General features: G+C 58.5%; 10 protein-coding genes and 2 pseudogenes. 7 read left to right on the top strand and 5 right to left on the bottom strand.

Annotated elements, in window-relative coordinates; genetic code table 11:
* Positions 1–91: 91 nt before the first annotated feature.
* Complete coding sequence (locus NB231_RS10720; protein WP_005001121.1) at positions 92–421, top strand: ribbon-helix-helix protein, CopG family; 330 nt, start codon at positions 92–94, stop codon at positions 419–421.
* A gap of 146 nt (positions 422–567) precedes the next feature.
* Positions 568–1,686: pseudogene (locus tag NB231_RS20330) on the top strand (recombinase family protein); the annotation flags it as partial.
* A 531-nt stretch (positions 1,687–2,217) separates the two neighbouring features.
* On the opposite strand, the gene NB231_RS20325 reads toward NB231_RS20330, so the two are convergent.
* The 3 genes from NB231_RS20325 to NB231_RS16955 all read right to left on the bottom strand — a co-directional run bounded on the left by NB231_RS20325 (position 2,218) and on the right by NB231_RS16955 (position 5,232).
* Positions 2,218–2,769, bottom strand: a complete 552-nt coding sequence (locus tag NB231_RS20325; RefSeq protein ID WP_408634406.1) for a reverse transcriptase domain-containing protein — start codon at positions 2,767–2,769, stop codon at positions 2,218–2,220.
* A 363-nt stretch (positions 2,770–3,132) separates the two neighbouring features.
* On the bottom strand, positions 3,133–4,323 hold the full coding sequence (locus tag NB231_RS10710) for an IS4 family transposase (RefSeq protein WP_005002634.1): 1,191 nt from the start codon (positions 4,321–4,323) through the stop codon (positions 3,133–3,135).
* 63 nt (positions 4,324–4,386) lie between these two features.
* Entirely contained in the window at positions 4,387–5,232 is an 846-nt protein-coding gene (locus NB231_RS16955) for a gamma-glutamylcyclotransferase (protein WP_005002632.1), read from the bottom strand.
* Between the two features lie 528 nt (positions 5,233–5,760).
* Here NB231_RS16955 and NB231_RS10700 point away from each other — a divergent pair.
* The 4 genes from NB231_RS10700 (at position 5,761) to NB231_RS19680 (ending at position 10,317) form a co-directional block, all read left to right on the top strand.
* Complete coding sequence (locus NB231_RS10700) at positions 5,761–6,714, top strand: IS5-like element ISNmo4 family transposase (protein WP_005002630.1); 954 nt, start codon at positions 5,761–5,763, stop codon at positions 6,712–6,714.
* A gap of 618 nt (positions 6,715–7,332) precedes the next feature.
* The gene (locus NB231_RS10695) at positions 7,333–8,802 is read left to right on the top strand and encodes a hypothetical protein (protein ID WP_156776983.1); all 1,470 of its coding nucleotides are present in this window, start codon (positions 7,333–7,335) and stop codon (positions 8,800–8,802) included.
* 192 nt (positions 8,803–8,994) lie between these two features.
* Complete coding sequence (locus NB231_RS10690; protein ID WP_232210453.1) at positions 8,995–10,095, top strand: hypothetical protein; 1,101 nt, start codon at positions 8,995–8,997, stop codon at positions 10,093–10,095.
* Positions 10,096–10,149: 54 nt separating this feature from the next.
* On the top strand, positions 10,150–10,317 hold the full coding sequence (locus tag NB231_RS19680; protein WP_005002624.1) for a hypothetical protein: 168 nt from the start codon (positions 10,150–10,152) through the stop codon (positions 10,315–10,317).
* A gap of 3 nt (positions 10,318–10,320) precedes the next feature.
* Here NB231_RS19680 and NB231_RS10685 read toward each other — a convergent pair.
* Positions 10,321–10,596 (bottom strand): annotated as a pseudogene (locus NB231_RS10685) (transposase); the annotation flags it as partial.
* A 261-nt stretch (positions 10,597–10,857) separates the two neighbouring features.
* Positions 10,858–11,523, bottom strand: coding sequence for an IS66 family transposase (locus NB231_RS16950; RefSeq protein WP_232210452.1), 666 nt, complete (start codon positions 11,521–11,523; stop codon positions 10,858–10,860).
* Between NB231_RS16950 and NB231_RS18620 the strand changes: the two genes are divergently transcribed.
* Positions 11,524–12,036 carry a hypothetical protein gene (locus tag NB231_RS18620; protein WP_232210451.1) on the top strand — a complete coding sequence of 171 codons (513 nt, stop codon included), beginning with the start codon at positions 11,524–11,526 and terminating at the stop codon, positions 12,034–12,036.
* Positions 12,037–12,602 lie beyond the last annotated feature (566 nt).

Raw genomic sequence — 12,602 nt, 5'->3', positions numbered from 1 at the left:
AGGGTAACTTCGGCTTCGATCGGACAATCCCGCTCGACCGTTCCCGTTCTGTGCTTGATTTGCGTCTCAGGAGGTAATATACGTATGTCATATGTCGCGATCGACCGATACGCAGAAGGCGCAACGTCTCAATGCGGCCTATGGGTTGCTCGCGCGTGGGCTGAAGGTGGCGGAGGCTGCCGTGTTGTTGTCGCGCCAATTCACGCTGTCCCGACGTCAGGCCTATCGCTACATCGAGGCGGCCCAGGCAATCGGCCGGCCGGTGCCAGTGACCGAGCCAACGACGGCCGTGACGTTCAAGCTTCCGCCCAGTTTGGTCGACGCGATTCGAACGCGGGCTGCGGCCGAGGAGACGACGATCAGCGACATGGTCAGTCGGGCGCTGCGCGCGTTTCTCGACGAAGCCGGCGGCAATGGCTGACCGGCGCGGCGCCAGTGATCGCAGCGTCCGTCTCGAGCATGCGTTTGACCGTCTCCTCGCCGTCAAACTGGAACAGGTCTATGGGATTTTGGTACCGGAGCGGGTCCGTGTCGCCGGTGTGGGACCGTGCGTAAGGGAGGGGAGCGATGAAGATCGCCGCGATTTATGCCCGGGTATCCTCCGACCAACAGAAGGGAGCGAACACGATCGCCAGCCAAACCGCGGCATTGATCGAGTTCGCCCGCGAGCAGGGGTTCACCGTACCCGATGAATGGATAATCGAGGACGAAGGTTTCAGCGGCGCCAGCCTGCTGCGGCCCGGCTTGGAGCGGCTGCGCGACCTCGCGGCCGAGGGCCAAATCCAAGCAGTGCTCATCCACTCGCCGGATCGGCTGAGCAGAAAGTATGCCTATCAGGTTCTGCTGACCGAAGAGTTCGCCCGCCATGGTGTCGAAGCCATCTTCATCAAGGCGCCGCATTCCGCCACGCCCGAAGATCAGCTCATGCTGCAATTCCAAGGGATGATCGCCGAGTACGAACGCGCCCAGATTCTCGAACGCTCCCGCCGTGGCAAGCGTCACCGCGCCAAATCGGGCGAGATCTCTGTGCTTGGCGGGGCGCCCTACGGCTATCGCTACATTCGCAAGATGCCCGAAACGCCGGCGCGTTACGAGATCGATGCCGCCGAGGCGGCAGTCGTGCGGCTGGTGTTTGAGAAATACACCGTCGACGGTCTGAGCATCGGCGCCATCGCCCGGCTGTTGCGGGAGATGGGCCCTCCGACACGCCGGCGAGTGACCCGTTGGGAGCGTTCGGTCGTGTGGGGGATGTTGCGCAATCCCGCCTATAAGGGCACCGCCTGCTTCAACAAGACACAGGTCGGGCCGAGGCAAAAGGTGACCAAGCCATTCCGTCTGTCGGGTCGGTCGGTCCATGGTGAAAAGACCAGCGCACATGAGCGGCCGCGCGAGGAATGGATCGAAGTGCCGGTCCCCGCCCTTGTCAGCGAGGAAACCTTCGCTTTGGCGGCCGAGCGCTTGGCCGACAACAAGCGTTTCGCACCGCGCCGGACCATCGAGCCCAGCCTTGTGCAGGGCTTGGTCTCGTGCCGCAAATGCGGCTACGCGCTCTACCGCGCGTCGACCCGCACGAGTGCACGCAAAATCCACTATTACCGCTGCCTGGGTTCGGATGGCTGGCGTCATCTCGGCGGATCCGTGTGCGACAGTCGCCCGATCCGCCAGGACCTGCTCGACCACATCGTGTGGCAGGAGGTGATGCGGCTGATCGCCGATCCGGGGCTCATCAACGCCGAGCTTGACCGCCGCCTGGATGCGGCCCGTGCGAGTGAACCGACGAAGAAACGCCAGGACGCTGTCGAACGCGACCTCACGCGCCTGAGCAAAAGCATGGACCGCCTGGTGACCGCCTACCAGGAAGACCTCGTGTCTTTGGACGAACTGCGAGGCCGCATGCCCGAACTGCGGGCCCGCGAACAGGGATTGAAATCCGAGCTGCAGGCAATCTTCAGTCAGGCCGCCGACCGCATGTCGTTCCTGCGTTTGGCCGAAACATTGACCGCTTTCCTCCAGCGACTGCGGGAATCGGCAGAGACTTTGGAAATCAGTGACCGCCAGAGAATCGTCCGCTTGCTGGTTAAGGAGGTCTTGGTTGATGATGATACTATCACCATCCGCCACTCGATCCCGGCGCAACCAACTACGCCTTCGGCCAGCACCCAACCGCCACCCTCCAATGGCAATGTGACGATCCCCGACCAAAGTTACCTTTTGCGTTCAGGGTGTCAACGGCCCCCCCTGGGGGACGCCCAGCTTGCCACTCGCCTTGATGATCTGCTTGACCAGGTGCATGACCCGGGGGTCCTGGACCCGCTTTGCGATTTTGTCCAGCAAAACCGAGTGCCGAATGTTGTCGAAGTAACGCGACAAATCGACATCGATCACGATGGACATGCGCCGCAGCACACTGCGCCTGACTTCCGCCAGAGCACGGTGTGGTGACCGCTTTGGCCGAAAGCCGTAGGAGTTCGGGCAGAGGTCCGCCTCGAAGACGGCTTCGAGAATGAGCTTCAGTGCGCCTTGCACCACGCGATCGCGGATGCAGGGGATCTGAAGCGTGCGAACCTTGCCCTCGCCCTTCGGGATCTCGACTGAGCGGTTCGGCTGGGGTTGATACCTGCCTGTCAGGAGATCGTCTCGTATCGCCGCGAGAAAATCGGCCCGACTCCGCGATTCGATGTCCGCGAAGGTTTGACCGTCAATGCCCGGGGCACCGCCGTTTCTCTTGGCTAGACGATAGGCCTCCTCAAGGGTCTGCGTCCGGCACATGTGGACGAAAAGCCCCCAGAAACGATGCGTCTTATCAGACTTCGCCTTCCGGTATATCCGCCGTCTCAGCTCCTGCAGACTCACGGGTGCCTTTGTCATCTCACCCCTGCCTCACCTCGAGCAACGAAATACCCACCGGTCCGGACCCTTCCCTCCCAGCGCGTTTTGCTGCACGCCGATCAACGGTAGTACGGTCCGACCCGCCACCCTGTTGCCTACCCACCCACTTCCCACTCACGGTTATAGGGCGTGTCTCCTCGACGAGCTTTCCTCGCCGGGCGACAAGGGTTTCTCCAGTTGACACAAAATCCTTCACACCATGTCACCGCTGATACCCCGCCGATGAGGGCCGCCGCATCGGACTCATTTCGAACGACCCTTGCTGCCTTCGCGCGTTATAGACCGTCTCGGCCACCGGATTTTTGCGTGTAACGAGGCTACCTCTACGTTCACTGCACGTTGCAACCTGGTGCGTTGCGCATCCTCCTTTCTGAGAATGTTGTCGGAGGGCTCCACCGCCTTGCTCTCGCGCCACGGCGCCTCCCAAGCTACAGGGCTTGAGTCTCTTAGCCCCGGTCGGACTTCCACCGACTGGATTATGTGCCCTTCACTGGACACGCCCACGACCCAACGCGCGCGGTACCAATCGATCAGCTCGACGGCCGCCTCCAGCGTGGGAGCCGCCCGGTTGGTCAAAAGCCGCCACACTACCGGTTTGGCACCGGCAGGTGGGTTGACCTCCGAGGCAATCAGGCAGGTCACTTCGAACGGATTGCCCTGCTTGTTTGGTACGGCCACGCGCTGCACGCGCACGGCTTGTTCGACCGAACGGGCCTTGCGCCCGCGCCCGGCGGGCAGCTCAAAGCGCACGTGCCCCAATGGCGCGCTCGCCATGACCCGATCCCAGAGCTTGCCGCCTTCGGGCAGTACCCGGTTGTGCTGGCAGCGCACCAGGTAGTCCGCCGGATAGCCTAGCTCATGCGCCCTGACCAGCAGCGCCAGAATGTCCGACTCGCGGTCGCCGACACAGACCTGCCGCGTCTTGGCCAACTCGTCGGCCTGTTCAGCGATCCGCTCATAGCTCTCTACCCAACGCACACTCTCTAGCAGCCCGCCGCGCGGTTCATCGCCCGCTTTGAAGGCACGCGCCCAGCTCCACGCGTTGATCACCCCCAGTGGTTCGCGCTGCGGTGTCACTACGTACGTCGGATGCAGATACATTCCGCGCTGGGCCTCGTAGCTCAGCGGCCCCAGCCCCTGCATCGTCCGGCCGTTGTAGTCCAGCTCCGTCGTGTCCTGCAGGCATAGCACCACCGCGTGCTCACGCATACGCGCCTGGCTCGCCCTGGCGTGCGCCGTCAGCACCTCCTCCCAGCCCACCTGCGCATTGTGCAAAAACCGATAGGCCGCCGCCGTCTCCGCCCAGCTCTCGCACGCTCCGGGAATGCTCGCCCCCGGCTTTTGCCCTAGCCGTTCAGCCAATAGCACGGCCCGTTGGTTCAACCGCTGATCACCCAGGTCAATCGTCTCGAACTCTGCCTTCGCCCAGCCCATCTTTCCGCACCTCCAGTGCTTCGCACACTCATATGGTACGGATTTATGTGTAATGGGATGGCCTTAACGGCAAGGTAGCCGCGTGACTCGGCCAAGTGCGTGCTCCAGATATGTCGCGTCTAACGCGTGCTCGCGGTAGCCCTTTTGAATATGGCCTAGATACTCATCTTTAGGGCGCCTTTCAGGAACCAGTTTATTGGGATGTGTGATATAGGACTGAACGATTTCAACCCCAGACACCGTAGCAAACGGGATAGCCACACGCATATAGTGCGTGGGAACACCCTCAAAGCGATCGAGCATCTCCGCTTGCTCTAGGGCGAGCTTGTAAGCGACCGCGGGACATGCGACATGAGTGCCGATATAGCGGGTGTTCGCGTAAGTATTTCCGTTTGCACCAGCTTTATTAAAACTCAATTCGTAACCTTCAATAAACCCGGTTTTGGTATCGGAGATCTGACCCACGCGCTGTTTCAGCCGTTGAGTCGAAAGGTTGGATCCGTAGGCGATCAGCCACTGTTCCTCGTCCTTTGATTCGAGCCGATAGCGGCGATAATCACCGTGCGCAATGATCTCTCGTCCGTCAATGGGCGGCGCGTAGTAATACGCGAATGCTTCGAGATGTCTGCCATCCGAAAAGCATTGAACTGGGGCTGTTTGGCGTCTATACAGCGAATCGCCCGGATTGGATCGAACGTACCCTTCAATCTGATCAAGCAACTCGAGAACCGAGGCGTCCACGTCGTATAGTTCGCCAACAACCGGCTCACTACCTTCTTTGATGCCAGGGTAACTGCCGAGGTCGTACAACATGGCACTGATTAGCGCGGGACCCAGGCAGGGGCTTGTGCCAAGTATCTTGTTGCGCTCAAGCCCCTTAAGCAGGGTGCCGTAAACGAATACCCGCATCTTCTTTGTCTCCTGTAGCGGTGGCGGTGAGGAAAAGGGCTGTTGCCTATAAACAGCTCGAGCTGCTTGGATCGAAGGTCATTGAACTCATAGCCCCAGTCGATGACACTTTCAGCTATCGTACCGATCGTGCGTTCTGCCCTGAACCACCTTCGCTCAAGGGCAAACACAGCACCTGCCCCCAATAGGCGAATACTCGCCCACGCAGGGCCAACACCACACCCCTATTTGGACTCGTCGAACATATAGCGTGCCGCTCTCAGCGCCCAAGGGCTGTGAGAGCGGTCACACTGACCCGGTGTGGTTTGTGGGGACAGGTTCAGTAGCATATGAGTAAGGGGCTCAATTCGTCTTGTGTTCCAAAATTGTCAGTGCTAACCGAATGATCAACTGATAAATGAGTGCCGGCGGCTGTGATGCTAAAGCCTACCCGCGGCATGCCGATAACCTGCGGGGTTAAGGAGACTCTGAACTATTCCCGGCCACGCCAGTATAATTGCGGCATTGCCACCGACCCAGGCGGAACCGATGAAACAAACCACCTTTGCTTCGATGAGTTTTGCGGCCAAGAAGCGGCGCACGCGCCGGGAGAAGTTTCTCGCCGAGATGGAGCAGGTGGTGCCTTGGGCAAAACTGGTGGCGCTCATTGAGCTGCACTACCCCAAGGCGGGCCGGCGTGGCCGCCCGCCGATGCCGCTTGAGTCGATGCTGCGTATTTATTTCATGCAGCAGTGGTACGCGCTCTCCGACCCGGCGATGGAGGATGCGCTCTATGAGATCGAGTCGATGCGCCGCTTCGCCGGGCTTGAGCTCATCGACGACGCGCTGCCCGACGAGACCACGATTTTGAAGTTTCGCCGCCTGCTGGAGCGCCACGGCCTGACTGCCCAGATGATGAACGTAATCCACGACGTGCTCGCCGAGCGCGGGGCGCTGCTCAAGGGCGGCACTATGGTCGATGCCACGAGTGTGCACGCTCCGGCCTCGACGAAGAACAAGGCGCGCCGGCGCGACCCGCAGATGCACCAGACGCGGAAGGGCAATCAGTGGTATTTCGGCATGAAGATCCACGTGGGGGCCGATGTCAACAGCGGCCTTGCTCACACGGTTTCGGTGACTGCAGCCAACGCCTCGGACATCAGCCAATTGCCGCGCCTGCTGCGCGAGGACGACCGCGCGGTCTTTGGTGATAAAGGCTACGTCGATAACACCCTTAAGCGCGCGGCGCGCGGGGCGGGTGTCCACTGGGGCGTGTCCTTGAAGGCAAGCTCCAAGCACAAACTCACCGGTGCGAACAAGCGCACCAACCGCAAGCGCTCTTCGGTCCGTGCCCGGGTGGAGCACATTTTCCGGGTGATCAAGCGCCAATTCGGTTACACCAAGGTGCGCTACAAGGGGCTTGCCAAGAATGCCGCACAGGTGTTCACGCTGATCGGCCTGACGAATCTGTATCTGGTGAGGAGGCAACTGATGACGAGCTGACAGGCAAACTCCGCCTGCTTGCTCAGAAAAGGGGTTCAGCGGCGCCAAACGGCCCCGTAAATCAGCACTCGGCGGCGGGAAACCGAGCATTTTTACCCTTCCTCTCGTCAGAGACGAATGCGTTTGACTTCAGATCGAATAGTTCAGACGTTCCTTAAGTATTACCGATCGTTCGGTATCTAGCGGATAGGTATGGAGAGAACGTATGCCCTGGGAGAGTTACAGTCCAGTACGAAACGGAACCTGCCGCATCTCAGATAAAAGTAACAAGCACATTAACGGTGCCTACAATCTTGTCACTGTGTATACCGGGTGCTCGAAGACATTCTAGACTGACAGTACAAGTTGATGAGCACTCTTTCGTCGGCGAAGACCGACAATATGATTGATGAAATATGCCATTACGGGCATGCCATGGAGACCGCCGACTATGAACTGAAAGTGGTCGCCATGGCAAAAAATTTCTACGGACCTGGGCTGAGCACCAATAGTGGATACGGGTACCAAAGGTAGAACAATGCAAAGCATATGATGGACGATCTTCCAAAAAGATAGTGAATTAGCGCTAACGAAAATCTCTGAGAAAGCGCTCTGAATGAGAGGATGAGGGGTACAATTATGGCTAATCATAAAAAAAATTATCCTTTCAACATAGCTAACGGCTACAGTGCGGCAGCTACGGCGAGCAGCCTAGAAAAAACCCAAATCGGGAAGTTCCATACCAAAGGCGGTCATGGATTCGCGGCCGAAGAAGCTAGCGCCCTAAGCTACAAGTTGCACGGTCAAGACGCGAAGATCATCGGCGGAACGAATCAGGCGAACGGCGCCGATCTACTCGCCAATGGCGTCCAATTGCAATTAAAGTACTGTCAGAGCCCACAGGCAACGATCAATGCGGCGTTCGCTCCTGATTCGGGAAATTACCGTTACGGCGATCAAGTGCTCGAAGTGCCGGCTGACCAGTATGAAAGCTGCATTGAATTGATGCGCCAGAAGATCAGCGGCGGGAAAGTGCCGGGAGTGACATCGCCTGATGAGGCGGAGCGTCTCGTGCGCAAAGGGCATATCACCTATAAGCAGGCGCGAAACATCGCCCGTGCAGGCAACATAGACTCCCTCGCCTACGACGCGAAGACTCAGGCGGTGACGGCGACGGGTGCGCTCAGTATCTCGTTTCTTATCTGCTTCATACGGGCAAAACAGGATGGTCTTTCCAACAAAGATGCGGCCTATGCGGCGATGGACGGCAGCTGGAATGCCAGCATAACTTCCTTTGTTGCTGGGACTGCAACCGCCCAGATGCTCAGGACCCGAGCTGCTGCGGTCGGGGCCGTTGCCAGCCGGCGCTTTGTCCGCTGGGGGGCGCGTTCAAGACCAGTGCACGCATTCGTCACTAACCTAGCTCATGGTTCCCTGGGTAAGGTGGTACACGGCGGAGCAGCAACTAACCATGTGGCGAAACTCCTTCGGACAAATGTTATTACGTTTGCTGCCACCACCGTGATCAGCACGACCCCAGATTTCTGTCGTGCTGCGGTCGCACGAAGTATTTCATGGTCTCAGTTCTCCAAGAATTTGGCGATAACGGCCTCTGGCACTATCACGGGCATGGGTGGTTGGATGACCGGTACGGCAGCCGGTGCGGCTCTGGGCGGCCCGGCCGGTGCCCTGGTCGGCGGGCTCTTGGGTGCTTTCGGCGGCGGCACAGCCGGAAGGGTGGGCGCTCGCCAAATGCTTGACCGGTGGATCGAAGACGATGCGAAGAAAATGTTGGCGATCACGCAAGATGTCGTCAGCGAGCTCGCTTACGAATATCTATTGTCACAGCAGGAGATCAAGACGCTTGGAGACGAGCTGCAGCCGCTCTTCACAGCCAAGTGGTTGAAGAGAATGTTTGAGGCTGGCAACCAGAACGGCAACGACCCGTTGGAGCCACGACAATACTTTGCCCGCAAGGCCATAGAGCCAATTTGCCAGACTATCTGCAGTAAGCGTCCACGGCTTGTGGCCCTAGATCCAGGACCATTGGGAGGACAGATAAAGATTGTGATGCATGGAAACGGCGTAGCAACTATAGCGGCTATGTAGCCGTTCACGAAAGGTACGCCGGAGAATTCCCATCCCCCTTTAGGGGATTTTTGGGGTGCCGCTAGACATTGTCCAACCCTGAGGGACGCTATGTGCCTATCATCGACGACCTATCCTGATCTCCTTGATCGTGATCCAAACCCACAGCGACTCCTGTCCGACTTCGACTGGGACAATGTGCCTACCTTTCCCGTGGAAGAGCACTGCATAGACGACTTTCTCCGGGTACGCGACGATTGGCTGACCCGGCTGAAAATTCTACGCGCCGGTCATGGCAGCAGCCTTTTCCCATCCGAAACGCAAGTCATTAGCTTCACTGAATATTTGGTTTCCGGGCAACGCAATGACACCGATCCAAAGATGAAGAATGGCTCCTGGGCTATTCCTCTCGATCTCCATATGCCATCGGATGCCCGTGTTGACTTTGCTTATTTTCCTACTCATATCGCGGTCGCGTGGCTTGTGCTCGCCGCTGAGATGTTTCCGCTTCTTGCCCGTCGCATCAAAGGTTTTGATAGCGCGCTGCGAGCCGGTCTTCGATTCTCATCGCTCAAAAATTTTCAGGGTCACGGCTACGACTCAAACAGGGAATCCCTTGTAGCCGTTAATCTGCTCGCTCTAGGTAAGGTTTTCTCGTATGTCAGAAAGCGCAGAGACTCATTTATGCGCTTCTGGGAAGCGATGAATCGCCTGGAGTTCGATATCGTTCATCGGTATCCACACGATGACGGCTGGACAAGCACAGACGCCTTAGAGCGTCAACGGGCGTTAGCCTTGCTAAGGGGGGGTGACGCGCTCGATTCCAGGATCGTTCCCGATATCCATCGGGAGTGGAGGGATTGCCAGTTCCGAGCATACAGCAATCACATCATTACTATTCTGGCAAAACGATACGCCGAGACTGCAGTTAAACCTCTGGCCGATGCATGCCTAGCCAGCCTCGACACGGCACGCTCGGCATTCGACTCCATCGAAAAGCCGTCCGTTTTTCTCAGCAAGTACTGGCGTATCGTTGAAAGCGAGGACCTGTTCTGCGTCAAGCTCCCATCGCTCCGTGGATTCATAGCCGAAGTTATCGATCAGGCATCATATCTGGAGTGGCTGCCATCGTATTCTGAATATCAGTTTCTCCACTCCAGTCGCAATGAGATCGAACATTCTACGTACGAAGCGCTTCAGACAGCTCTTTGCGATTCCGGAGTAATGTGTAATGAGGAGTATAATCCAATTATCTCCTCACTTGCGGTTGGTGAAACGGGGGAGGTATCGATAACCATAAAGGTGAAGGGATGATGCGAGCGAAAAAGACGACGAATAGCCGCCATACAGTAAAGTGGATCCCATGATTTGGCGCGGATCGACGATGGTGGTGGCAATCAAAACGCAATCGACGGCGCAATGCATGCATTCAAAGTAATGGATGCCATTTTCCCCGATCTCGATAAAGATCAACGACAATTGATCTCAGTCGCAATCTGCTATCACTTCGACGGTCTCCGACCAGATGAAGCTTAGAATTTATCCATAAATAATATTCACTTTGATCGGCACTTTGCGAAGCGCAATGATGGCGGCAGCCAAATGGTTCAGAGCCAGAAAGCTGCGATCGAGTTTCTCGTAGCGTACCAACAGTTTTCGCAAGCGATTGAACCAACTATAAGTGACTTCGACAACCCAACATCGCGGCCGTTTGTGTGGCTGCTTTTGAAGCTCGATGGCCTCTTGGCCGCGACCTTTAACGTGCGGGTATACCCATCCCAAGTTCCGCAGTTCGCGAGCCGTTTTTGAGGTTTGCGGGCGTTCGGTGGCTTGAAGAAACAAGCGCTTAGCGTGACGGAAGGTAACTTCTCATTAACCCCGGGCGTGACGGCGCTCAGGTACTGGGGCTCCACCGCGCACATTTTGATGGATGTCGAGCTTGCCCCGACCCTGGGATCTCACCGACTCGATGCCAGTTCGCGGCTTGCTCGGCGGTGCCGCGCAAGCGCGGCCGCTCGACGAAGGTCTCCAGGCGCACGGGCCGGTAACCGTAGCGTGCTGGGCGAGCGCGCGGCTTCAGGGGCCGGCCGAGGGATGCGCGCAGTTGATCGCAGCAGGCGCGCCGTGCGCGCCGAAGATCGCGCTCGGCAGCCACGGGATTGTGCCGGCGCCGGCGAGCCGGTCGAGCAGATAGGCCCAGAATGAGAGGCCGTGCTTGCGGCAGGTCTTCTTGAGGCTAGCGAAGGTATCGCGGCAGCGCCGGCCGGCGGCGCTGCGGGTCGAACCGCTGATCTTACGCCTTTTGACGTACTCGCGGATGTCGCGTTCGGCGAGATTGTTGTGCAGCGCGATCTCGGGGCGATCGAGGGCGCGCAGCAACTCGGCACCACTGTTATGCAAGCGCTCGAGCGCGTGGTTAAGACTCTCGAAGCAGGTCTTGGTGGTGCACAGCGCCTCGAAGCGGGCCTCGATCGCACCACGTGCCGCGGCGTTCGACTCGGCCTTATAGGCTTTGAGCGCCTGATAGATCGCCCAGAGCTCGCTACGTGCCCAGGCGAGTGCGGCGCGCTGATCGGCGTTGAAGCCGAGCAGTTTCTGGATGCCGCGCTCAACATGGATCCAGCACAGCGCGTGAGTCAGGACATTGAACTGTCCGGCGTCGTCGCTGACGATGACCCGCTCGGGGTTGATCCCGGTGGCGATCACCGTGCCGAGCAGCGCGCCCTCGGTGGTGATGCGCACATGGCGTTCGTTGCTGATCCCAAGGCGCTTGAGCGTAGTCTGCCACGCGGCGTAATCCTCGATCACACTCGGCTCGAGCGCTGCGAGCTTCGCCAACGGCGCCTGTGGCAGCCCTTGGGCGAGCATGTAGGTGTGCGCCATGTCGTTGATGACGTAGCGTTCGTCGCCGGCACGCAGCAGCTCGAGGAAGTTGATGCGGCTCTTGGAGGCCGTGCTCGCGAAGAAGGCGAACAGCTCATTGCCGATGTGAGTGCAGAAGCCGTTGCGACCCTGGTGACGAGCGCCGGTGTCGTCGACATGGACGAACTCGCTGCATTGCAGGGCGACGCGCAGCAGCGGCTAGGTGACGTGGTGGTACTGATAGAGGATGAACGCGCGCAGCCGCGGCCCGAAGTGTCCGCCACCGAGCTGCACCGGCAAGCGGCCCATGCAGCATCTCGCCCTGTGGCGTCACCCAACGTTCGAGCCGATAGCGGGTGTTGTGTGCGCCGATGTGCAGATCCTGGACGGTGAACTCATCGTAGCCCTTGAACCGGCTGCCCGCAGGCGGCGCCGGCACGGGCGCGAGCACGATCTCATCGTGGATCTCGAGGCGCTGGGTCTTGCTGCGTTTGTGCTTACCTCGGCGTTTGTCCTTGTGCCTCTCGGCATCTTGTTCCGCGCTCTCCAGCTTCGAGGGCTTAATCGGCGGCTTCGGGTTGCCGCCTTTCAAGCGCGCGGTCTCATCGCGCAGCGCCTGGTTCTCCTCATGCAGCTGATAGCAGATCTCCAGCAGCAGCAGGACCGCCGGGGTGACCTCCTAAGGCGGAAAGTCGCTGATCTGAGGAAGCTTGCGAGGACCGCTCGTGCTCATGCTTCGCATGTCACGCACGATCGGCGAAGTATGTCCAGCCCCCGGAACCCCTTTTTGACACTTCTGTGCCAGGGGTTAATAAGAAGTTACCTAATAATCATACAAGATAATGATAAATATACGATTATTTCCGCTAAGGTAACAGTATTAGAATCCGACCCCATTGATCGCCATTTTACTCTTTACCTGGCTGGAAATCAGTAACCAAATCTGGGGCCGTATTCTT

It is taken from the genome of Nitrococcus mobilis Nb-231 (assembly GCF_000153205.1).
In the GTDB taxonomy this organism is placed as follows: domain Bacteria; phylum Pseudomonadota; class Gammaproteobacteria; order Nitrococcales; family Nitrococcaceae; genus Nitrococcus; species Nitrococcus mobilis.
Note: the sequence above shows the minus strand (reverse complement) of the source record. Positions and strands in the feature narration are given on the sequence as shown.